The 23414-nt window shown below is 59.6% G+C and carries 18 protein-coding genes and 2 pseudogenes; 11 read left to right on the top strand and 9 right to left on the bottom strand.

Annotated elements, in window-relative coordinates:
• Positions 1-65 precede the first annotated feature (65 nt).
• Genes ABID12_RS13440 through ABID12_RS13425 form a run of 4 tightly spaced genes read left to right on the top strand, consistent with a single transcriptional unit; the run spans position 66 to position 5674 of the window.
• On the top strand, positions 66-1931 hold the full coding sequence (locus ABID12_RS13440; RefSeq protein ID WP_354434632.1) for a dipeptide ABC transporter ATP-binding protein: 1866 nt from the start codon (positions 66-68) through the stop codon (positions 1929-1931).
• Positions 1928-2905: an ABC transporter permease gene (locus ABID12_RS13435; RefSeq protein ID WP_354434631.1), complete on the top strand. Its 978-nt coding sequence runs from the start codon at positions 1928-1930 to the stop codon at positions 2903-2905. Before ABID12_RS13440 ends, ABID12_RS13435 begins: the two co-directional genes overlap by 4 nt.
• Entirely contained in the window at positions 2902-3861 is a 960-nt protein-coding gene (locus ABID12_RS13430) for an ABC transporter permease (protein WP_354434630.1), read from the top strand. Before ABID12_RS13435 ends, ABID12_RS13430 begins: the two co-directional genes overlap by 4 nt.
• Before the next feature lie 16 nt (positions 3862-3877).
• Positions 3878-5674, top strand: coding sequence for an aminopeptidase P family protein (locus ABID12_RS13425; RefSeq protein WP_354434629.1), 1797 nt, complete (start codon positions 3878-3880; stop codon positions 5672-5674).
• Between the two features lie 4 nt (positions 5675-5678).
• On the opposite strand, the gene ABID12_RS13420 is transcribed toward ABID12_RS13425, so the two are convergent.
• Both ABID12_RS13420 and ABID12_RS13415 read right to left on the bottom strand, forming a co-directional pair.
• Positions 5679-6938, bottom strand: a complete 1260-nt coding sequence (locus tag ABID12_RS13420) for an NAD(P)/FAD-dependent oxidoreductase (protein WP_354434628.1) — start codon at positions 6936-6938, stop codon at positions 5679-5681.
• A 161-nt stretch (positions 6939-7099) separates the two neighbouring features.
• Positions 7100-7807 carry a GntR family transcriptional regulator gene (locus ABID12_RS13415; protein ID WP_354434627.1) on the bottom strand — a complete coding sequence of 236 codons (708 nt, stop codon included), beginning with the start codon at positions 7805-7807 and terminating at the stop codon, positions 7100-7102.
• 2307 nt (positions 7808-10114) lie between these two features.
• Here ABID12_RS13415 and repA point away from each other — a divergent pair.
• The 5 genes from repA to ABID12_RS13390 all read left to right on the top strand — a co-directional run bounded on the left by repA (position 10115) and on the right by ABID12_RS13390 (position 14611).
• Complete coding sequence (gene repA, locus ABID12_RS13410; RefSeq protein WP_354434626.1) at positions 10115-11332, top strand: plasmid partitioning protein RepA; 1218 nt, start codon at positions 10115-10117, stop codon at positions 11330-11332.
• Positions 11329-12342 (top strand): plasmid partitioning protein RepB, encoded by a 1014-nt coding sequence (repB, locus tag ABID12_RS13405; RefSeq protein ID WP_354434625.1) that lies wholly within the window; start codon positions 11329-11331, stop codon positions 12340-12342. Before repA ends, repB begins: the two co-directional genes overlap by 4 nt.
• Before the next feature lie 207 nt (positions 12343-12549).
• A complete protein-coding gene (gene repC, locus ABID12_RS13400) occupies positions 12550-13845 on the top strand; it encodes a plasmid replication protein RepC (protein WP_354434624.1) in 1296 nt (431 codons plus the stop codon).
• A gap of 92 nt (positions 13846-13937) precedes the next feature.
• Positions 13938-14180 carry a type II toxin-antitoxin system Phd/YefM family antitoxin gene (locus ABID12_RS13395; protein ID WP_354434719.1) on the top strand — a complete coding sequence of 81 codons (243 nt, stop codon included), beginning with the start codon at positions 13938-13940 and terminating at the stop codon, positions 14178-14180.
• Entirely contained in the window at positions 14180-14611 is a 432-nt protein-coding gene (locus tag ABID12_RS13390; RefSeq protein WP_354434623.1) for a type II toxin-antitoxin system VapC family toxin, read from the top strand. The genes ABID12_RS13395 and ABID12_RS13390 overlap by 1 nt, the downstream gene beginning before the upstream one ends.
• A gap of 82 nt (positions 14612-14693) precedes the next feature.
• Here ABID12_RS13390 and ABID12_RS13385 read toward each other — a convergent pair whose 3' ends face one another.
• Positions 14694-15617, bottom strand: coding sequence for a sulfotransferase family protein (locus ABID12_RS13385; RefSeq protein ID WP_354434622.1), 924 nt, complete (start codon positions 15615-15617; stop codon positions 14694-14696).
• 304 nt (positions 15618-15921) lie between these two features.
• A complete protein-coding gene (locus tag ABID12_RS13380; RefSeq protein WP_354434621.1) occupies positions 15922-17001 on the bottom strand; it encodes a site-specific integrase in 1080 nt (359 codons plus the stop codon).
• Between the two features lie 146 nt (positions 17002-17147).
• On the opposite strand from ABID12_RS13380, the gene ABID12_RS13375 reads away from it, so the two are divergent.
• The gene (locus tag ABID12_RS13375; protein ID WP_354434620.1) at positions 17148-18098 is read left to right on the top strand and encodes a DUF1403 family protein; all 951 of its coding nucleotides are present in this window, start codon (positions 17148-17150) and stop codon (positions 18096-18098) included.
• 2 nt (positions 18099-18100) lie between these two features.
• Positions 18101-18787: an SMC-Scp complex subunit ScpB gene (scpB, locus tag ABID12_RS13370; RefSeq protein WP_354434619.1), complete on the top strand. Its 687-nt coding sequence runs from the start codon at positions 18101-18103 to the stop codon at positions 18785-18787.
• Between the two features lie 66 nt (positions 18788-18853).
• On the opposite strand, the gene ABID12_RS13365 is transcribed toward scpB, so the two are convergent.
• From ABID12_RS13365 to ABID12_RS13345, 5 genes and pseudogenes are all read right to left on the bottom strand, one after another.
• A complete protein-coding gene (locus tag ABID12_RS13365; protein WP_354434718.1) occupies positions 18854-19153 on the bottom strand; it encodes a protein NO VEIN domain-containing protein in 300 nt (99 codons plus the stop codon).
• A 33-nt stretch (positions 19154-19186) separates the two neighbouring features.
• The gene (locus ABID12_RS13360; protein ID WP_354434618.1) at positions 19187-19630 is read right to left on the bottom strand and encodes a hypothetical protein; all 444 of its coding nucleotides are present in this window, start codon (positions 19628-19630) and stop codon (positions 19187-19189) included.
• A 45-nt stretch (positions 19631-19675) separates the two neighbouring features.
• A pseudogene (locus ABID12_RS13355) lies at positions 19676-19882 on the bottom strand (helix-turn-helix domain-containing protein); the annotation flags it as partial.
• 253 nt (positions 19883-20135) lie between these two features.
• A pseudogene (locus ABID12_RS13350) lies at positions 20136-20252 on the bottom strand (IS5/IS1182 family transposase); the annotation flags it as partial.
• 31 nt (positions 20253-20283) lie between these two features.
• Positions 20284-23352, bottom strand: a complete 3069-nt coding sequence (locus ABID12_RS13345) for a non-ribosomal peptide synthetase (protein ID WP_354434617.1) — start codon at positions 23350-23352, stop codon at positions 20284-20286.
• Positions 23353-23414 lie beyond the last annotated feature (62 nt).

Below are 23414 nucleotides of genomic sequence, written 5' to 3'. Positions count from 1 at the left end.
TTCGAACCTTGTCGGCGGTTGAGGCGATATCGCCCTCACCCGGTTCCGTTATGGAGGCAGTTTTTTTGACATCCATCCTCGACGCGCGCGATCTGACCGTTGAAATTCCGACGGAAGACGGCATCGTTCACGCGACCGAAAAGGTTTCCTTCAGCGTCGAAGAAGGCTCGCTGTTCGGCATTGCCGGCGAGTCCGGCTCGGGCAAGAGCGTGCTGACGCAGGCGATCATGGGGTTCCTGCCCAATGCCGCGATCTCGGGTCAGGTGACATTCGAAGGCGAAGACCTGCTCACCCTTTCGAGACGGCGATTGAGAACGCTGCGCGGTGCGCGCATCGGCATGATCTTTCAGGACCCGCTGTCCAGCCTGCATCCCTATTATACGATCGGCGACCAGATCGCCGAAATGATCCACACCCATGAAAAGGTCAGCCGGAAGGCGGCGCGCGAGCGGGTGATTGCGATGCTGACACGGGTCGGCATCCGCGATGCAGCGCACCGGTTCGATGACTATCCGCATCAGTTTTCCGGCGGCATGCGCCAGCGCGTGATGATCGCCATGGCGCTGATCCTCAATCCGCCGCTCGTCATTGCCGACGAGCCGACGACCGCGCTCGATGTCACCGTTCAGGCGCAGATCATCGCGCTGCTGGACGAGATGCGCCGCGAGCTCGGCACGACCGTGATCATGATCACCCACGACCTGTCGCTGCTGTCGTCCATCGCCGACAGGGTCATGGTGATGTATGCCGGAAACCGCATGGAAATCGGGCCAGCCGGAACGTTGTTTTCCGCGCCGGTTCACCCCTATACCGCCGGTCTTCTGAATTCCTCGCCATCGCGATATACGCCCGGCGCCATGATCGAGCCGATCACCGGACGCCCGCCCAGCCTGCTTTCGCCGCCGAAGGGCTGCGTCTTCCGCCCGCGCTGCGCAAAGGCAATGGATATCTGTCGAAAGCCCCCGCCGCTGCGGCGATACGATGATGGCACGCAGGCGCTGTGCTGGCTGGAAACGGAAAGCGCCGCAGCTGAGGCCGCCGCGACCGGCGACATACCGGTGGCAGACAAGACGCCGGAAAACACCCACCGCAAACGCATGATCGAGGCCGTGGATATTCACCTGTACTATGAAACCGGCGGCAGCATCAAAGGCACGCCGAAGACGCTGCATGTTCTCAAAGGCATCGACCTGACGCTCAACAAGGGCGAAACGCTGGGCCTTGTCGGCGAATCCGGTTGCGGAAAATCGACGCTGGCGCGGGTTCTGGCCGGTCTCGTTCCGGCCAGTTCCGGCGATGTGGTCGTCGAAGGCGAGATGCTCGACACCCTCACCCGGGCCGACTGGCGGGCCATGCGCAAACGCATTCAGCTTGTCTTTCAGGACCCGTTCGGCTCGCTCAATCCGCGCCGCCGAGTCAGCTCGATCATCGGCGATCCGTTCCGCATCCACGGCATCTGTTCGGGTGCCGAGAAAAAGCGCCGGGTGCAGGCGCTGATGGAGCGCGTCGGCCTCAACCCTGAGCACTATAACCGCTATCCGTCGGAGTTTTCCGGCGGTCAACGCCAGCGTATCGGCATCGCACGGGCGCTGGCGCTCAATCCCGACATCATCATCTTCGATGAACCTGTATCCGCGCTCGATGTCTCGATCCAGGCGCAGATCCTCAATCTGATGCGCCGCCTGCAGCAGGAACTCGACCTCACCTATCTGTTCATCTCGCACGATCTGTCCGTTGTCCGCCATGTCTGCGACCGGATCGCGGTGATGAACAAGGGCCGGATCGTTGAACTCGACAGCGCCGAGAACATCTATGCGCATCCGCGCGATTCCTACACACGCGAGCTGATGGCGGCATCCATGCATGAAATCGCGACGGACACGATGCCCGCGCGGCGGCTCATTGAAAGCACGGGAGGCGAAGCGGCATGAACGCTCTCACACATGATCCCGCCGAAGACGATGATGACACCGGCCATGTCGTGCAGCGCGGCCCGCTGGAACTGACGCTGAGAAGGCTGGTGCGCGACCGCGCCAGTCTCGCCGCCGCCTGTTTCATTCTGCTGCTGATCGCCTTTGCGCTGGCCGCCCCTCTGGTGGCCGATATCACCGGCCATACGGCGATCGAGCAATACCGCAAGATCGGCATGAGCCCGATGGGGCTGCCGGTTGGCCCGAACCACGACTTCTGGCTGGGGGCCGATCATCTCGGTCGCGATGTTCTGGTGCGCCTTGCCTATGGCGCGCGCATCTCGCTGATTGTCGGCGTTGTCGCCTCGCTGGCTGCCGCGCTGATCGGCATCACCGTCGGCACCATTGCCGGTTTTGCCGGCGGCAAGGTGGATATGGTTTTAAGCCGGATCATGGATCTGGTGATGAGCGTGCCGTTTCTGCTCTGCGCGCTGGCGCTGGTCTCGGTTTTCGGCCCCAGCCTGTCGCTGAGCATCGGCGTGATCGTGTTCTTCTCGTGGACGACGATGGGCCGCGTGATCCGCGCTGAAGTGACCTCGCTGCGCCGCCGGGAATTCATTGCCGCCAGCCGTTCGCTGGGCGCCGGTCCGGTGTCCATTGTGCTGCGCGATATCCTGCCCAATCTTTCCGTGCCGATCATCGTCTACACCACCATGATGATCCCGACGGCCATCGTCTTCGAGGCGACGCTGTCCTTTCTCGGTCTCGGCATTGTGCCGCCGACGCCAAGCTGGGGCGGCATGCTGGCCGATGCCTCGGCCAACTCCATCTATCTCGTCGCCTGGTGGCTAGTGGTGTTTCCGGGGCTGGCGCTGCTGTTGACCACGCTTGCCTTCAACATTCTGGGCGACGGCCTGCGCGATGCGCTCGATCCGAAAGCGCGGCCGGTCCGCAAATCGCTTCTGAAGCGACTGAAGAAGGAGGCGCGTTCATGAGCCGCTATCTCGCCCAGCGCATCGGCTTTGCCGTTCTCATCCTGTTTTCGCTCAGCATCTTCGTGTTCGTGCTGTTTTTCGTCGCCCCGGGCGATCCCGCCCGCATGATCGCCGGCGACAAGGCCACCGAAACCCAGTTGGAGCAGATACGCTCCAATCTCGGTCTCGATCAGCCGATCTATGTGCAATATGGCCGGTTCATCGCCAAGGCAGCGATCGGCGATCTCGGCTTTTCATACCGCAACCAGCAACCGGTGACGGAACTGATCGTGCGTCGCCTGCCGGCCACCATATCGCTGGTCATCGGCGGCGTGATCTTCTGGTTGGCGTTCGGCATTCCCATCGGCATCATGTCGGCACGGTTTCCCGGCGGTTTTCGCGATCGGCTGGGACAGGGGTTTATCCTGCTGGGCCTGTCGTTTCCGACCTTCGTGCTCGGCATGCTGTCGCTCTATGTCTTCTATTTCCTGCCGCGGAAGGCCGGCTTCATGCTGTTTCCGCCCGGCGGCTACAAGCCCTTTCTGGCCGATCCGGTGGACTGGGCCTGGCACCTGTTCCTGCCATGGACCACGCTGGCGCTGGTGACGGCCGCCATCTATGCCCGGCTGACGCGCGGCAAGCTGATCGAGGTTCTGGGCGAGGACTATATCCGCACCGCCCGCGCCAAGGGGCTTTCGGAGGCCAAGGTGGTCTACAAGCACGGCCTGCGCGCCACGCTGACGCCGCTGATCACCCAGCTCGGCGCCGATATCGCGCTGCTTCTGGGCGGGGTCATCGTCATCGAACAGATTTACGGACTGCAGGGCGTCGGTGCGCTTGCGGTGCAATCTGTGCGCAATCTCGACCGGCCGGTGATCATCGGCATCGTGCTGATGGGCGGCTTTTTCATCGTCGTCACCAATATCATCGTCGATCTGCTTTATGCCGTTCTCGACCCGCGCGTGCGCGGCGCCTGACGGTGAGGAAAATGCCATGACAGCCAATCCCCAAATCGCCACACGCCTTGCCGCACTGCGGACTTTGCTGAAATCCGAAGGTCTGGACGGGCTGATCGTGCCGCGCGCCGACCCCCATCAAAGCGAGGTAACCGCACCGCATGATGACTGGCTGGCCTTCATCACCGGCTTTTCCGGCTCCGCCGGTCTGGCGCTGGTTCTGGAAGACAACGCGCTCATTTTCGTCGATGGCCGCTATGAAATTCAGGTGCGCCACGAGGTCGACCCCGCGTTTTACGACGTGCACCACCTGCACAATGATCCAATCGACGGCTGGCTTTCGGCCCATGGACGGAAGGGCTGGCGGATCGGTTTCGATCCGATGCTGATCGACACTGCCCTTTATGACTGTCTGTCGGCATCGGCCGAAAGGGTCGGTTTCACGCTCGTGCCTGTACCCAGTGACCCGTTTGACGCAATCTGGCCCGACCGACCCGAAAAGCCGCTCGGCCTTGTCCGCCCCATGCCCCCTGCCCTTTCCGGCGAAACCGTTTCGGCAAAGACGGTGCGCATGGGCAAGAAGATTGCCGAGGCCGGGGCCGACATGATGGCGGAAACGCTGCCGGACAATATCGCCTGGCTGCTCAATCTGCGCGGCAGCGATATCGCCATGAACCCGGTGCCTCAGTCGTTCATGATCCTGCAGGCAGACGGCGGCATCGACTGGTTCGTCGACAGCCGCAAACTGCCCAATGACCGTTTCGCATTCGAGCTTGAAGGCATTCGCCTCAAGTCTGTCGAGGAATTTATTCCTTCCGTGAAGGCCGCGGCCAAAGACAAGACGGTGCTGATCGACCAGTCATTCGCCCCGGTGGCCCTGCGTTTTGCGGTGGAAAATGCCGGCGGCACGGTCCTTGCCGCCGATAACCCGCTGACTATTGCCAAGGCGCGGAAAACGCCCGCTGAACTTGCAGGCTACCGCGACTGCCATCTCGAAGACGGCGTTGCTCTGACGGAATTTCTCGCATGGCTGGAACGTGAAGCACCGTTGCGCGCGGCTGCCGGCAATCCGATCCGTGAAATCGAGGCGGAGGACAGGCTGCTGTCGTTCCGCGCCCGCCGGACGGGCTTTCTCGAAGCCAGCTTCCGCTCGATCTCGGCATCGGGCGCCAATGCGGCGATGTGCCATTACAATGCCGGGCCGCAAAGCGATGCGGCGATCACGCCGGACGGGCCCTACCTGATCGATTCCGGCGGTCAGTATGAAAACGGCACCACCGATGTCACCAGAACCCTGTTTCTGGCCATTCCCGAAAAGCCGGTCCGCGACACCTATACTGCTGTGCTGAAAGGCTTCATCGCGCTGATTTCGGCCACGTTTCCCGAAGGCACATATGGTCATCAGCTCGATGCGCTTGCCCGCCTGCCGCTCTGGCAGCTGGGCCTCGATTACGACCACGGCACAGGCCACGGCGTCGGGCACAATCTTCTGGTGCACGAATACCCGCACCGCTTCGCCAAGAAGGCCAACACTTATGGCCTCGAGCCGGGAAATATCATGACCATCGAGCCCGGCTACTACGAGGCCGGCGCCTACGGCTTGAGGATCGAAAACCAGGTGGAAGTGATTGCCGCCCTGCTCGGCTTCTGCCGGTTCCGCTCGCTGACACTTGTGCCCATCGACCTCAAACCGGTGGATGTCGCCGCCCTGTCGGCGCAGGACATTGCGTTCATCAACAACTACCACGCTCTGGTGCGCGAAAAGCTCATCGGCCTTGTCAGCGAGGACGCCCGCGATTTTCTGATCCGGTCAACGCTGGCTCTTGAGGCGTGAGGCCTCACAGCCGGCTGAACCGGTCGAAGCGCAGGTCATGGAGGTCGATGGAAGGCTTCTGCCCGGCGCTCAGCTCTGAAACCAGCCGTGCGGTCGCTGCCGACTGGGTCAGCCCCAGATGGCCGTGGCCGAAGGCATAGATCACGTTCGGGGCAGCCTTCGAACGGCCGATCACCGGAAGGCAATCAGGCATGGACGGGCGCAGACCCATCCACTGTTCGCCGCCGCCGGTTTCAAGCCCCGGCAAAAATCGTTTGGCAAGTTTTATCAGCATGTCGGAGCGTTTGAAATTGGCCGGCAGATCGAGCCCGCCGAACTCCACCGCGCCGCCAATGCGAACACCGTCTTTCAGGGGCGTGACCACGAAGGAATGATCGTTGAAATAAAGCTGCCGCTTCAGCGGGAAAGAGGCCGCCGGCAATGTGGTGTTGTAGCCGCGCTCGGTATCGAGCGGCGTGGCCTCGCCGAGGCTTTTTGCAAGCCGCTTCGACCATGCGCCGCAGGCGACCACAACGGTGCGGGCCGCAAGCGCGCTGCCATCGGTAAGGCGAATGCGTGCCCCCTCCCCCGTCGGTTCGATGGCCTCCGCTTCTGCGATGCGGATCGTGACGCCATTCCCGCGCAGGCTTTCGGCAATGGCGCGGGTGAACCCGGCGGGATCGGAAACCTGCAAGCCGTCATCGCTGTAGATTGCATGTTCAAACTGCGGCGCCAGTCCGGGCTGAAGCTCTTCGATCTCGCGGCGGCCGACGCGGTGGAAATCAAACCCCGCCTTGCGTTTGCGGGCCCAGTCGGGCGCGGCGGCGTTGAAGCTCTTTTCGCTGTCATAAAGATCGAGCGTGCCGGTGTTGACCACGAATGGCGCGAGATGCTCGTCCTTGCGGACCTGTTCGAATTCTGAGATCGCCAGCCGCATCAGCGCGGTTTGAACCTTGAGGCCGTGTTCGAAATTCTTCCGGAAACTGGCGCGCCAGAAATGCCAGAACCACGGCACCAGTCTTGCAGCATAGGCCGGACGGATCGTCAGCGGCCCCAGCGGGTCGAGCAACCACACCGGCGCTTTCCAGGTGATCCCCGGCGAGGGGATCGGCACGATCTCCGGAAAGGCGAGAATGCCGGCATTGCCCGCGCTGCTGCCGGCTGCGATTTCGCTGCGCTCCAGGATCGTCACCGCGCGTCCGGCTTCAGTCAGATAGCGCGCAATCATGCATCCGATAATGCCGCCGCCAATGACAACGGCATCTGCGCCAGATACGTCTTCCATCATGTTCCCCATGCTTTGCCGGCGGATGACGGCAGCAGGTCACCGCATCGCCGAAACATCCCGCCTGCCCTGTCACCGGATGGCGCGTTTTGGCAGCGAGATGCTAAACATTTGTTGTTATTAAACTTTCCGGACATAAGCACATCCGGGAAGGCATTGTTTCAGTCGAGCGACAGTGCGCGGGCCTGCTCCGTTTCGCGGGCCAGATATTCCTGTATCTGACGGACGATCTGGTCGGCATGGGCAATCGCCAGCCGATCGGCCTTTTCGGTGTCGCCGTTCTCGATCGTTGCAATCATCTCTTCGTGCTCGTCGACATATTGCCGCGGGAGCCGGTCATCGAAGGTGGAATAATAAAGCCGGAGGATACGGCGCCCCTCGTCGAGAAGCCGTGAGAAGAAACCGGTGTAATAGCTGTTGCCGGCGAGGTTCGCGATGGCGACGTGAAATTCGCGATTGGCCTCGATCATCGCAAAGGCATCCTGTGCCTCCACGGCGGCGACGAACTCGCTTTGCCGGTCGCGGATATTGGCCATCATGGTTTGTTCGTGCGGTGCACGTGATGCCGCCCCTCTGGTCGTGATCCTGTACATCAGCGTCAGGGCCTCGAAGTAAGACGGCATATCGGCAAAATTGATAGCGGAAACAATGGTATTGCGGTTGGGCAGCGTGGTCACCAGGGCGTCGCCCGAAAGCTTCAGCAGCGCCTCGCGCACCGGCGTGCGGGACATGCCGAAGCGCTCCGAAAGCCTCACTTCGTCCAGCGGACTGCCGGGCATCAGGTCCATCGCCAGAATTTCCCGCCGTAGTGCTTCGTAAACCTTCTGGGTTCCTGATCCGCGTGTCTTCGCTTTCGCCGTTTCCGCCATCGCTGCCTCTGCCTTTCGTTTCACTGTCGCGCGTTATCGCCGGTCTGTTGTATCGTAGCGCGGAAACCGAGGATACCGCGACCGCGCGGAAGACTCGCTGATTTTGACCATACGTCGGCCAATAAGCATTGTCGACAGTTTGTGTTCAAAAATATTCTATTTTGCCGCGATAGCAGTATCGATCGGATCCTGGCCGGAAAGGCGGATCGAATTTGCTCTGAATTGGACCGGGTGTCTTTCTCCGATGCCGTAAACGACAACGACAACAGCTTTCGCGCTGTGGCGGAACATGGATGCGAACTTCTTCCCTTTCTAAGCTTGATAGGGATGGACGGGCCGTGTTGTCTCGGGGAATATAGCTGCGACCGTCACGCCTTCGCAGTCAAGCGAGACGTTCAAAGTGTTATCGTTTGCATCGAAGTGACAGGCGTTTGATGGTCGTTCAGTCGATACGTGAGGCGGCGGCGGTACTCTCCTTCAAACACTAATGGCGCTGGAGCGTAGCGACCGTGTCGAATGCCATAGTCAAGCTGGTCACGGCACCACGCATGTGTTCGTATGCATTGTGGCGGTCATGTCGGTTGGACCCGGTCAGCGATTGATCGAGTGGCCGCGATCGTTACGAACAGCAAGTTCCCCTCGCCCGCGACGGGCCCAGCTGTTCTCCGGTTTAGCGACATGTTTTCGTTCAGACGAGGAAGGTCATCGATGGCGCTGTGAGGATTACCGCGTCGCTTGCGCCTTCGGTTAGTGTTGAGCTTCGACGCCGGGACTTAAGACGGCCAGGCTGAGTGAGGTGTACCGAGAATATATCCAGCCGTTTCTGTTTGCATGTCTCCGGAGTGGCGAAGAACAGTAGATTGATTTCGGGATGTTGGTTCGACCCCTCAGATAGCCTGTTTCGCAGATGTCCTTAACCATGCGCTTTGCATAGCCTGCGCCGTTCCTGCCGATCACTGGTTTATGTCGTATCCGTTGACCCAGATTAAGAATCTGGAACTGAGTCCTTTGCCGGCCTGTTGCGAAACGTCTGTCTGGCGACGATAAATCCTCGAGAGTTTTTTTGGTGCAGTCTCCAAAGGCGAGCGACCTCGTGTTGGATGATGGCGCGATAGCGAGGGCGGCGGTTTCTAGGCGAGGCCCGGTATGTGATTTCAGGTTCGGGGTCAGCTATTATAAGCTACGACTTTAATTGAGTTGTCGTGTTTCTTTGGGGATGCGATTCATGGTCTTCATCGGAAGTTTTCGTCGCAATGGCAACGAGCCGCTCGATGTGATGTTTTCAATTGAAAACTTTTGATTTCCTCATCCGAGATCGCTTCTGATCGCATGGAAAGTTTTCAACTGAAAACATATCATGATGTTTCCGGTGTTCTTCGACATTGTGAATGAACAGGATGCCTCGGCTGCACGCCTGGCTTCATGACGAAGGCGGCTTTGTTTAGCGGCCGTCTCAGCATGCCGCGCCGCGCTATTGCGAGTCGCCCCCAAATGTTCAGGTCGCAAATTCGTTTGCCTGCGTTCAATTGATGCAACAGGTATCTCGCAAACGAGAAAGAGTCGAGGCGCAGCCGTGCCGGCGAAGGGTATTTGGTCGGGTACTCCACTGGCTTGGCAATTAGGAATGCTCATGGCGTCGATGCGGCACTATCGCTTGTCTCTCGAACAGCGCCACCTTGTTGGTGAAGCTCCGAGGCCCATGGAACGATGCTGTTAAGGTTGGGACGGAAAGTCTTATAGGTAGCATCGGAAAAGACATAACCGCGCAAGCCGTTCCGTGCATCATATGTCACTACTGTGATAGCGGTCGTCGATAATATCTGTAAAGCGAAGCCGATTCGCTATGGACAAAGAAGATCGGTGGTGCAGCATTCCTTATTCATACCGGCCGGAAGAACGGACAGGGCAGGACGTCGTCGAGTGCCTCAACATGAGTTTCCATGTCAACTCCTCTACAACGCCTGTTAAAATAATGGGTGGCCGGGACAGGTGAGCGAGTCGTTGCCGATACGTTCAACATCTCTGTGCGAGCCCTTCAAACCATGCTGCGCACGTGTTCAGCACCGTCGGGTTTTATTGCTCTTGCTCTGGTCCGATCGACAATCACATACCAACCGCCCGTCGTCATAAAGCGAGCATCTGGACATGATACAAATCCCTGGCGCGATGGATGGGAGAGGCGGCGGGAGCAGGGGAGAGAACACGTGTCGGGCGTTAACCTTTCATTAACGAAAAAAGGCTTGCAGAATCGGTGCGAGTCATCCACGCTTGACGCCAACATTCCATTTTTGGTTCGGAAACCGTCAGATGAACGAAAAACCCGCACACGTCACCTCGGGCGACACCGCGGAAAAGATCGCCGATTACACCGACAAGCTCTCCGCCGAGCTTCAGGTGATGCGTCATCGTATCTATCCGCCGGAAGCGCACAAGGCCTTTACGCGGACATTTTCGACGCTTGATCTGGTCAAGATGCTCGACGTTCCCGAAAGCACCTTGCGGTCGATGAGTATCGATGGCAAGGGGCCGCAGCCGCATCGCGCGGAAAACAATCGCAGGATCTATTCCGTCGAACAGCTGTCGGAGCTCAGGCAATATCTCGCCGAACACCGGCCTGACGATGCGTTGAAACTCTGGCCGCGCCGTCGCGAGGGCGAGAAGCTTCAGGTGATCGCCACGGCCAATTTCAAGGGCGGCAGTTCCAAGACCACGACATCCATCCATCTGGCGCATTATCTGGCGCTGCAGGGCTACCGCGTGCTTTGCATCGATCTCGACCCGCAGGCCTCGATGACCTCGATCTTCGGCCTGCAGCCGGAATTCGACGTGGCCGAGAACGAGACGGTTTATGCGGCCCTGCGTTATGACAATGAGCGCCGTGCGCTGGCCGATGTCATTCGCGAGACCTATTTCCCCGGCATCCATCTCGTACCCGGCAATCTGGAACTGATGGATTTCGAATTCGATACACCGGCCTATCTGGCACGGCGCGAGCGTGACGAACTCGGCCTGTTCTTCGAACGGCTGCGGCATGCCATTCACTCGGTCGAAGAGCATTATGATTTTGTCGTGCTCGATACGCCGCCGTCGCTGGGCTATGCCACGCTGGCCGCCCTTTATGCGGCGACGGGACTGGTCGTGACCGTGCATCCGGCGATGCTCGATGTCGCGTCCTGCAACCAGTTCCTGATCATGATCTCCGATCTCGCCGAGACGCTGGCCGAGTTCGGGGCGCATTTCGAGCATGACTTCGTCAAGTTCCTGCTGACCCGGGTCAATCCCAATGACGGGCCGCAGAAATATATGGCAAGCGTCATGCGCCGGCTGTTCGATGACGATGTGCTGGTCTACGAAGCGGTCGAATCCACCGCGATTGCCGGGGCAGGGGTGGCCAAGAAGACGCTTTACGAACTGGAAAGCGGCGAAGTCGGCCGCGAGACCCTGAAGCGCGCGCTGGAGAGCGCCGACAACGTCAATGGCGAGGTGCTTGCGCTTCTGTGGCAGGTCTGGGGCAGAGCATCATGAAAAAAAGCATTCTGAAAATGATGGCGGAAGCCAGTCCCGAAGATGCGGACAAGGATAGCAGCGAGCAGCAGGCATCGCCGCTTGCCCGCGGTCGGCGCGGTTCCCCGGTCATCAGCAATGTCGGCAAGGCGCTGAACAGCCTTTCGGAAAGCAGCATTACCGTGCTGGATCCGGAAAAGATCGATGCCTCGCCCTATAATGACCGGTTCGAAAGCGACAGCGCCGTTGCCGAGGAAATCGAAAGCCTCGCCGCCTCGATCAAGGCCGAGGGGCAGAAGATTCCGGTTCTGGTGCGCCCGCATCCGAAAGAACAGGGGCGTTATCAGCTGGCTTATGGCCATCGGCGCCTGGCGGCCGTCAGGCTGTTGGCGGCCGAAAGCGAAACGCCGGGTGAAATCCGTGTTCGCGCCTATATCCGTCCGCTTTCTGACAAGGAACTGCTGGTTGAACAGTCGTTGGAAAACGGCGTTCGTGAAAACCTCACTTGGATCGAGCAGGCGCTATGGGCGCAGCAATTGCGCGCCGCCGGCTTTTCCGGTGTTGCGATCGAGCCCGTGCTCGGCGTTTCCAAGACCCCGCTGTCGCTGATGCTGAAGGTCGCGCGCGCTCTGCCGACGGATATCGTGCGGGCGATTGGCCGGGCAAAGGGCGTGGGACGGCCGAAATGGATGTCGCTGGCCGATGCCTGCGCCGAAGACGGCGATGCGGCCATCAAGCGTGTGCGCGCCTTGATGGATAATCCGGCTTTCAAGTCTGCCGATTCCGCCCATCGCGTCGATCTGGCGCTAAAGGCCGCGCGTGGACCGTCTGCCAACAAGGACGAGGCCGAAACGCGCGATATTTCCGGCAATGGCCGTGTTCTCGGGCGGGTAATCCGCAGCCGCACCGGCACGACGATTTCCATTCCCGGCCGGGAAGCTGCATTCGCCGAATGGCTGGAGACGCGACTCGACGCACTGGCCGATGAGTTTTTTTCAACGTCTTCCGGCAAAAACAAGCGCAAGCAATAAGCGTGCTGCCGGTTGGTGATGTGTGTTGAAACAGGAGAGCAGAGGAGAGATCAGGTAAAAGAAAAGGCCCCCCGAGCGGTTCACACGGAGAGCCTCAAAGTCCTAAGCAACCTTTGAGTCGCATTTCTTCGAATCGCAGTCAAGTCCCTGCCGGCAGTTTTGTCGGTCGGATGGCCGGTTTCTTTTGCCTTTTTGAAAGGTGAAACCATGGAACATGCGACTGTAGCGACGCCCTTCGGGCGGCGGCCGATGTCCCTTGCCATGATGGCAAGCCAGAAGGCTGCAAGCGCCATGCCGGAAGGGGCATGTGTGCACAAATGGAAGACTTTTCATCTGATCCGCGAGGCGCGCGAACGCCTGGGCGCCACCGATCGCGGTCTGTCGGTGCTCAATGCGCTCTTGTCGTTTCATCCGGAAACGGAGCTTGCGGCCGATGGCCAGTTGATCGTCTGGCCCTCCAACACACAGCTTGCCGCTCGCGCAAACGGGATGTCGCCGGCAACGCTGAGGCGACACCTGGCGGTACTGGTCGATTGCGGCCTGGTCATCCGTCGCGACAGCCCGAACGGCAAACGCTTTGCCCGCAAGGGCAGGGGAGGGGACGTCGAGCAGGCCTATGGCTTCGATTTGTCGCCGATCGTCGCCAGGGCGGCCGAGTTCGAGGAACTGGCGGAAGAAGTTGCTGCGGAAAAGCGGGCCTACAGGCTTCAGCGCGAGCGGTTGACATTGTTAAGGCGCGATATCGTCAAGCTGATCGAGGCCGGGCTGAATGAGGGCGTTCCCGGTGACTGGAGCAGGATGTCAGAGATGTATGCTGCCATTGTCGGCCGGCTTCCGCGCTCGCCGTCGCTGTCCTTGCTGGATGATCTTTGCGATGCGCTCGAACTTTTGCTGAATGAAGTGCATGAAGCATTGGAAAATCAGCTGAATTCGGAAAATATGAACGCCAATGAGTCTCATTTTGAGCGTCACATACAGAATTCAAACCCACAATCTCAATTTGAATCTGAATATGGCGCTAGAAAAAATCAAGAAGATAGCGGCAATGCCGACGAAACCGACAACCTGCACAGCCTGCCGAAACGGGAATTGCCGCTGAACCTGGTTCTGGATGCCTGCGCAAACTGGCGGGACTTGGCGAAAGGCGGTGAAATCCGCCACTGGCGCGAATTCTTAGGCGTTTGCGAAACGGCACGGCCGATGCTGGGCGTCAGTCCAAGCGCCTGGCGGGAAGCCTGCGAGGTTATGGGCGACAAACACGCAGCCATCACGCTGGCGGCGATCTATCAACGCGCCGACCAGATCAACAATGCCGGCGGTTATCTGCGCAGCCTGACGGAACGGGCCCGCGATGACCGGTTCTCGGTCTGGCCGATGATCATGGCCTTGCTGCGCGCCCGACTTGATGCGGGCAGGGACCGGTCCCGGGAGACGACCGAAAACGGCCCCCAGGCGGAAGGACTGGAAGTTTCGGCGGCGCTCAAGGCCCGGATGAAAACCTGAGGCCATCTCGAACCGGTGAAGACGCGGCACTTGAGAAAACCGCGCTGACAGACTATATATGACTACAGTGGTTACAAACTGGGATGACGATGATGAAGGAAATTCAGCTCAGAGATGCCAAGGCGACCTTTTCGGCGGTTGTCGATCAGGCGGTTCACGGCAAACCTTCGGTGATTACCCGCCATGGGCGGAAGGAAGCTGTTATTCTGTCCTATGAGGAATATGAAAAACTCGCGCATGTGCCCAGTTTCGGCCAGCTTCTGGCTGCCTATCCGGGCGATGAGGACACGATTGCCGAGCGTAGCGACAAACCCGGCCGGGATGTCGCATTCTGATGTATCTTGTTGATACCAATGTGATTTCAGCACTTGCGCCATCAAAACGCGGGCGTGAGACAGCGCTGATCGACTGGCTCGACCGGGCAAGCGACGATCTTTTCCTGTCGGCTGTGACGGCGGCGGAGGTGCGCGCCGGAATTGCCAAGGCCGAACGGGAACAGGCCAAGACGAAGGCTGAACGTTTGCAGTCGTGGTGGCAGAGCATCGAATATCTCTATGGACAGAAGATTCTGCCCTTCGATCTTCGTTGCGCCCATGCAGCAGGCGAGATCCTCGATGCCGCCCGCGCTCATCAGCCGGGTTTTGCCGATATCGCCATCGCTGCGACGGCAAAGGCTCACGGGCTAACGATCCTGACCCGCAATCTCCGCCATTTCGCGCCGCTCGGCGTTCCGGTGCACGATCCGTTTCAGTCCTTGCCGGGCTGATATTTGCTTTTTAAAGGAAAAGCCGCTCTGACCCGACCGTACGAGCTTTTCTGTACGCGCCGCCAGATCGCATCTGTCCCGTTCATCCCCAATGCGACAGGGAAAGCCCGCTCAGGTTCTCGATGCGTGAACGCTCCGGCGCAAATCGCCGGGTAAGGGCGTGTCGTGTCTGATCGCTCAATACGGGAACAGGGCGACCGCGACCTTCGAGATAGGGCCGGATACGCGATCTCACGCCTGGCGGCACGGCCCGTTTCAGCAGTGATTGAAACGCCCCGGGCTGCTTCAGCCGCCGCGCCAGCCCGGGGCGGGCCGAGACCTGGGTCAGATCGGTCGTGGTATTGACCCGTTCGTTGCGAAACAGCGGCTGATGCTCAAGAGCCAGATGCCCGCAAAGCTGATGCCAGCACTGCTCCGGCGCATTCTGGAGATCGCGGTAGTCCAAAAACAGTATCTGGTTTTCTGGAAAGAATGCGAGATACCGCTCTATCTGTGCAGCGTAGAAACCGTGGGTCGCGTATCCATGCCCCCAGCTCCAGCCATCACGCAACCGCTCTTCTTCCGCTTCGAGGGCTTCCTCGAAGGTCGAGCAGGTCTCAAGGCTGTCGCGCATGTGATGCATGAATTGCGAGAAAGCCCGCTCGACAGGATCGCGCAGGAGGATGATGATGCGCGCATCGGGGCGAACGGCCGCGATACGAGCCGCCGCATTGCGGTCGATCAGATAGACCGGCGACACATCTCCCGTCAGCCGTCCTGCTGCCGTGTCAAAGAGGGCCGCATAGGACGGGCCATCGGTGATGATCTGATTGCAATAGGTAGGGTCATAGGGGCCCTTGTCCGGGATCGCCGATCTGCCGGCATAGGCGAAGAAACCGGGCTCTTTCACGGCCGGCAAAAAAACGTCAGGGTGGCCCGCAAGCCAGTGATAGATGGCCGTTGTGCCCGCCTTGGCGGCGCCGACGACAAAGAAATCCGGAGCGAATTGTGTGTGCGCGTGTGTCATGCCCAAAGTCTTGCGTATGGGCTTGGTTCTGTCACGTGCGCAAAGGTATAGGAGCGTGTCCGAATGGAGGGCAAATTCGCCTTTTGTCTATTGTCTTGACACGCACTTTCCGCAAAGGGAAGGGGAGCGGATGATGGCCGTTGCTCCGTCACAACGAAGGTGACGGCCCGCATACCGTTTGTGCCGAAACCCGTGCATCGCGAAAATATCGGTCCTTTGACTGGGCTCTGCGCCTTTCCTCTTGCTACGGCCTGGAAATCGGACTTTTGCGATCGCTCTGGACGCCGTTTGCTATCGTTTGCGTCTAAAGTCCGGCCGCTTTTGTCAAATTGACCCGGAACCGGTCGCGTCGTCTCTGATAGCGCCGGGTCATCTCCGCCGAGGCATGGCCGAGCTGTTTCTGCACATAGCGCTCGTCGACTTCCGCCGAAGTGGCGAGACCGGCGCGCAAGGAGTGGCCGGAAAACAGTCTGACGCGCTCGGCCTCGGGCAAATCGCCGCGAATGCCGGAGGCAAGCACGGCGCGCTTGACCAGACGGGCGACCTCCTGATCCTTCAGCCGTTCGGCGCCGACGGACTTGCCTTTACCGGTGACCCGGCGGAACAGGGGACCATGGGCGATCTTTGCGAATGTCCGCCAGGTTTCGACGGCCGCCACGGGGCAGGTGAGGTCGGATGAGCCGCGGCCGATTTCAACCTCTCGCCAGCCGGTCTTGCCGCGCAGCGTCACGATCATGCCCTTGTCGAAAATTTCAATCCAGCCGCGGCCGTCTTCCGTTTGGTCACGTCCGGCGTCGAGCGCGACGATTTCCGAACGCCTGAGACCGCCGGCAAAACCGATCAGCAACATGGCGCGGTCGCGCAGGCCCCTGAGCGTGCCGCGGTCCAGCGTTTCCAGCATGGCGATCAGCTCTTCCGGCAGAATTGCGTCCTTCTGGCGGGGCGGCGCGGCGTGGCTGTTGCGAATGCCGGCGAGAACCGTGGCGATGTGGCGGTCTCGGCGGTCGAGATGCAGCCCGCGCTGGGCAAAATTCCAGACAATCGCCGACAGCCGCCGCTCGATCGTGGCAACGGACGCGCCTTTGCCCTTTGGCGTCGCTGCGCCCGATGCAAGCGCGGTGATGTAGAGACCGACCGTCTGGGGATCCGGCGTAAGCGCGGAAAGTCCCTGACGCCGGCACCATCCGGCAAAGTGTTTCCAGTCCGACGCATAGGCGCGCCGTGTATTGGCGGACGAGGCGGCCTCGACGTAAGTGCGGGCGCGGTCGACAAGCGGCGCAAGGCTGGAGGCCGGGCCGGTCGACACCACGGAAAGCTCTGAATCATCCTGCCGCGGCGTGCCGTAAGACGGAGCGGAGGTCGGATCGACATCATTTTCGGGCATTTGCGGCCTCAAAACGCGGGTTTTCTTTATAAAGTACATTATGAATGATAATACAACATTATCATTCATTTTATCAAAAAGACAAGCTGTGCGGTTTATGTCGAAAATTCTAGATTAAACCGCGCATATGATGTAGCCTTGCCTGCATGGATTCGCGCGCTGAAACACATGGATCAACCTTGACGGAACCCGCCCGGTTGCCGGGCTGGGCTTTGCCGCAAGCACTTGAAACGACGGAGGCGGATTCTGCCTTTTCCGCAGGTATCGCCTTGAAAATGCTTGATGATCTTGTGCGGTCCGATCCCGTCTGGGCCGGCTGCTGGCGCGCCCGTCAGGCGCTGAAATGTGCGGCAACGGCGCTGCGGCTGATGGGGCGCAGGGAGGATGAACGAGGCCTGCGGGACGCCGTGCTGCTGCGCTCCGTTGACGATGATGCCGGGCCTGCCGGCCGCGTGTTCCTCGGCTATCGCAGAATGGTCATGCGTCGTCCCGCCCTGTCGGCGGACGCCATCGCTGCTCTCGCCGATCATTTCGGTCTGGCAGTTCCGGATGACCGGCTTGCCGCTATTGCCGGGCATGCGGATAGGGCGCTGCAGTCGGGAAGGCCCGCGCCGTTTGCCGCCGCAGCTTTGATCAGGGCTATCTGCCACGATGCCGGCGAAGACGAACCGCTGGCCTTTGCGCTGGCCGACATGCTGGTGGCGGCGATGCTGGGCTGGAGCCGGCCCGTGCCGCTGCTTCTGGCCGAGCGCTATGCCAGCGCGTTCCGGATTGGTGCGGGCAGGGGGCGTGTGGGCAGCGGCGATATCGGTTTTGACCGGGCTGTCTGCCTGGCGCTGGTGTCGGCGGCCGGACACGCCTTGTCTTCGGCGCGTGACATTTCCCGGCGGGCGGCAACGCTTCTGGCCGTGGCGCCGAAGATCAGGACAAAAGGTGCCGATGCCGTTTTCCACAAACTGCTGGAGGAAGACGCCGTGTCCGCCTCCGGTACGGATCTCTCGCGCTGGGCCTCGGCGCGCCTGTTCGAGCGGCTGGAAGGATTCGGCGCCGTGCGTGAACTCTCCGGGCGGTCTTCTTTCAGAATTTACGGGTTGTGACGATGACGGGTTCCGGTTCCAAGCGCGGCAAACGACAGCCGAAAAACGGCGCGGACGGCGAAGGCCTGTTCGAACGGGAACTGGCGGATATGCCGCCGGCGCTGCGCTGGCGCGAATGGATGCTGAGGGTCGAAGCGGTGATCTTCGCCTCGTCCGAGCCGGTGACGCGCGATGTTCTGGCGCGGGTCGTCGGCACGGACTGCAGCCTCGACCTGTTGATCGACGATCTGCGCGAGGAACTGCGTGACCGTCCTTATGAGCTGGTCGCGGTCGCCGGCGGCTGGCAGCACCGCACGCGCCCCCGGTTTTCCGAGGCCATTCGCGCATCGGTCGCGCCGACCCGCGCGCCCGCTGCAGCGCTTTCGGAATTCGAGTCCATGGTGCTGATGGCCATCGGCTATTTCCAGCCCGTCACCCGCAGCGCCCTGTCGGATATTTTCGGGCGCACGGTCAGCCGCGACACCATCGCGTCGCTGCGCAGCGCCGGCCTCATCGCCTCCGGCCCCCGCAGTCCGACCCCCGGCGCACCCTACACCTACGTCACGACGAAGCACTTCCTGTCCGCCTTCGGCATGGAAACGCTGCGCGAGCTGCCGGATATCGAGGCGCTGGAGGATGCGGGGTTGCTTAGCCGTCAGGCTTTGCAGGAGGAGGCGATGGCGGCCGTGGTGGAGGGTGAGGAGGAATAGGGCTGCCGCCGCAGGGCTCTGGCGACGCCTTTATCCTTCAGAGTAACTGTCATTTCGAACCCGCCTTCAGTTAAAGGCGGCCTGAAACTGGGTCGCCATCAGCGAAACATGGGTTTCGAGTGGCGGCCGGAGCTCGAATGCGCGCGCATTCCGGGAAAAGTCGAACAGACGCACCAGGCTCCATTCGTGGCGACGGGCGTCTGCAACCTCCAGCTCGTTTCTCGAGATATAGAAAGGCGTGCGCTCCCATCCATTCGTCGTTTTCACCTCGATCAGTCGTGGCAATCCATCGGGTGCGAAACTGGCGATATCATAGCCTGCGCCATCACCGTCCTCCTGGGACACCCAGCGGACCTTCGCGGCCAGATCCCTCCGCCCCGAGGCCGCAAGATGGGCGCGTTAGTGATGGAAAACGCGCTCTTCGCCAGCTTTGCCAAGCGAGCGGTTTCGCTCATCCCTTCCCGCCACGTCAAATCTGCGCGCGATCGCCTCGATTTGTGACAGTTCGGCCAGAGGCGGTGCATTCTTCATCGTCGGCGGTACGCCGGAAAACAGGGGCGAGGCTTCCGCGAAACCCGGATGCATTTTCGCCGCGCTTGCAGTCTCGAACGACGGGTTTCTGGCAAGCCATCGCGAAACGACCTCCGCCAGCGCCATCTGAAAATTGAAGCGGGGTTGGTAGCCGCCGATGTGAGGAAGCCCGAAGCCGATCAGGGCTGCCGAGATGTTGCAGTTCTTGAACTCGATCGAGCCTTTGGACCGGCCAAGGGACTGCTGCAGCATGTCGAAGTAGACGGCGACGATCGCGTCGTTTTCTGGATCGGACCAATGTTCAGCGTTCATGACGTCAGACTATGATGGCAAAATTTCTTTGTCACGGGAAACCCGTCAACCGAGCATCTGCAGTCCGTGCTTCTGTACCAGAGACAGGAGCTTGAGCGCCGGCCCGCTCGGCCGCTTGGCGCCGGTTTCCCATTTCTGCACCGTTGACGGGCTTGTGTTCAGGTAACGGGCAAAGACCGGCTGGCCGACATGGTTGTGTTCGCGCAGAGCCTTGATCGCGTCAGGCGTCAGTTCCTGCGGGACTACAAGGCAGTCTGATCACAGCGGCAATGGCGCTCTCTCCAGTTGTGTTTGCTCGCGCAATTTGGACTGAGGACGACAGGTCAGGAAATTATTCCGTGTAGCGCCACCCGGGTGTGAGCGTCCGGTGAGCCGATTTTGGTGAAGCACCTTTCTGTCGCAAGTTACGTCGCTGATGATTCATTTGTGGCGTAACAAGGTACGGATGGCCAAGGTTGAGATCCTGACGGGTGGCGAGCGACAACGGCGTGGACGATCTCCGAGACCTTCTCGCCGACATCCGCACATGGGAAGATGGCATTCGCCAGTTCCTACTTGATAGGCAGTGCGATCCCGACAGGATCGAGCGCATCATGGCCGTCGAACTGAAGCGCGGCCAATAGCTTCAACATATCGAAGCTGCAAAAATGCCTTCACCGGACGCTCACACCCGATTGGTCACTCTCATGGGCGGTACTGTCGACGGCAGATGCCACGGCGTCTATATTTCCTAGAAGTGTGTCGATCGTGTCCTTATTAAATTTATTGGCATTGTATTCTATTGTGACTTGCCAACTCTCGGCGTCGTAGTCCCAAAAGACCTTGAAATACGTCGATCGCGTAGTGTCCGGTCGTGGCAACGGCTTCCTTCTTATCGACGAGGGCAAGAACGGCAGACGCCGTACATGAATCTGCATGCGGCCGTAAGTGCCTCGTGGCGCCCCTGTCAGCTCCACCGCAGGATACGCGCCATAAAGTTCTAGCGAACGAAGCTCGTGCGCGATATGCCGAATGGTGTCGGAAAGTGATGTCGTGTGATCAAGGCTACAGGTGAGCCAGACCGGATTTGCAAAAAAACCAACAATCTGCATCATTTCCGCACGTAGGCGTCCATGGAATGCCGTTCCAAATGTCACTTGCGGGCTCAAAATCAGATGACGCATCGCGGTCAACGTCACGCCCATCGCAACAGCCGCTGTCGTTACACCAAGAGCTTGCGCGAGGTTTCTAATTTTGAGAGATCTTTCGGCTGCTAGTCTAATTTCGGCATAGCCGGCGGGCGCTGACGTGCCGTCTGGATGATCCTCAGACTGCAAATCAGATCGCAAACGCAAGGGTTGCCACCCCGCCAAGCGGCCCTGCCAGAACAAGTGGGCTGAAGACCTATCCCGCTCCATGTGGTCACGGAGCCATTCGGCCGCCTCGCCATAACCTACACGAGACCATTCGGTGGAATCCCCGCCAAGCAACGCTACGATCTGGTGCTCTAATATGTCGAACGATAATTCATCGATGATCAAATGATGGGCACACAGCATCAAGACGGCTCCGCCGGTAGCCGTCGTTAAGGCCAGGGCCCTCCAAGGTGGTTCGACCGTTGGATCAAACGCTGTAAGCCGGCATGCCGCCAGAAGGTCCCGCTCCCGCACGGTCCCACGGTCTACTCGATCTACAACGACACGCGGCTCAAAATCAGGAAGTACGCATTGAAGAAGTTCTCCTTGCTTTTCCTGAAAAACTGTCCTCAGGGCAGTGTGGCGATCGGCGAGGTGTTTAAACGCGGCAAGGATTTCCTCTTCCTTGACGGGATGCTCAAACACCCATGCGCGAGCCTCATTGTAATGCATGCAGTCCTGGGCCATATCTCTCAGATGCCACATGCGTTTTTGGCCACAAGAACTACGAAACACCGATTCCGCAGAGGGGACCAGCGGCAAACTACTTGGTGCACTACGCAGCAGGTGAAAGAGCGTGTTCGCGGTTGGGCGCCGCAGGAAAGCTTCCAGATCAAGTTCCACCTTGTGATATTTCTCCAGAAACATCTGAAGCTCCAGGAGCTGCAATGAATCTCCTCCAGCTGCAAAGAAGTCATCGTCTAGCCTTAGGCCGCTTGTGCCGATGATTGTTTCTAGAATACTCTGGACTTGAGAAATGCTCTCGATACCGGGAGCCGAGTTCACTATCGCGTCTGCCGGTTCGGACGCTAATTCGCTCTGCGAAAGCTGCCTGGTCAACGCTGCGCGGTCTATCTTTCCTGAATTGTTCGTTGGAAAGCTCGTGAGTCGCATGAGCCGCGATGGCATCATGTATCCGGGAAGTCGTCGCCGCAGTAGCGTGCTGAGTTGTTGGCCATCATGTATGCCCGCAATCGGGGTAGCAACCCACAAGCCGACCAACCGGTTGTGGCCTTGCGGAGCAGGAACCACCAAGGCGACCGCTCGCTCCACTCCGGGGCAGGCCAGCATAGCAGCTTCGATCTCATGGCATTCGACGCGGTGACCGCGAATCTTGACCTGCAGATCCATGCGGCCGAGAAACTCGTAGCGACCGTCGGACAGGCGTCTGACCTGATCGCCGCTGCGATAGAAACGTAGAAGGCCAGCTGCCTTGTCCGGTATCTCAACAAAACGATCTGCGGTCAGGTCAGGTCGCTTCCAGTATCCGCGGGCTACGCCGGGGCCAGCGATCCAAAGCTCACCGGGGCTGCCATCAGAAACCTCCCGACCAGAATTGTCTGTGACGCGGAAGTGAAATCCCGAAAAAGGTCTCCCGATCCAGGCTGTAGTTTCGTCCGCCTTCGAACCCGCGGCGAGCCTATCGCTGGCACACCAGACGGTGGTCTCGGTCGGTCCGTACAGGTTAAAAACAGGCATATCCCATCGAGACAGGCGATCCGCGAGATGTTGTCCGATCGCTTCCCCACCGACGCCGACAAGGCGGAGCGTTTGTAACCGTTTTCCACTTTTCTGAAGCAGCACATCCAATGATTGGATCGCGGATGGCGTTTGATTAAGAACTGTCACTCCTTGCTGCTCGATGAGCTCCGCCAACCGTCTCGGATTAGCCGAGATTGATTTCGGAACGAGAGCAACACAGCCTCCGTTCAGCAGCGCTGACCATATTTCCCAAACTGACAAATCAAAAGCAAAGGAATGACAGCAGCTCCAGCAATCTCTCTGTGATCCACCGAACTTGCTATGTGCGACTTCTACTAGAAAAAGAACGCTCGACGCATCGATCGCAACGCCCTTGGGTAAACCAGTGGAGCCTGAAGTGTAGATTACATAGGCGAGGGCCTCGAATTGAGACGTTACTGGCCACCTGGCCACCTGGTGTGAACGGCCGTCTACATAGGAATCGATTCGCGGTTCGCTTCGGTTCCGAAATAAGGCGCTGGTAGTATCGTCACATATGATCGCGTCCACTTTTGCGTCATCAAGAATGGCGGAAACTCGCAAATCCCCTTGGTCGGGGTCCAAGGGCAGAAATGCCGCTCCTGAACCCCAAACACCAAGCATCGCAACAAGGGCTCGGTGATCGCGCTTCGTACAAATCGCAATCAAGCGACCTGTCCCACCCAAGCTATCGTATAAGTGCAAGGCCAACGCCATCGCATCTGCGCGAAGATCTTTGTAGCAAACTTCCCGGCCGCCATCGCGAATGGCGGGGAAGTCCCAATACCGATCGACAATCTGGTCAAACTTGCGGACAAGTGGCGACATCAGTTCGCTGCCTCCAGGGAGATTTGTCACTCTGCTTCCCATGACCTTTTTCGCACTTCAGC

It is taken from the genome of Martelella mangrovi, assembly GCF_040545495.1.
Taxonomy (GTDB): domain Bacteria; phylum Pseudomonadota; class Alphaproteobacteria; order Rhizobiales; family Rhizobiaceae; genus Martelella; species Martelella mangrovi.
The sequence above is the reverse complement of the archived record's forward strand: the minus strand, read 5'-3'. Positions and strand labels throughout refer to the sequence as shown.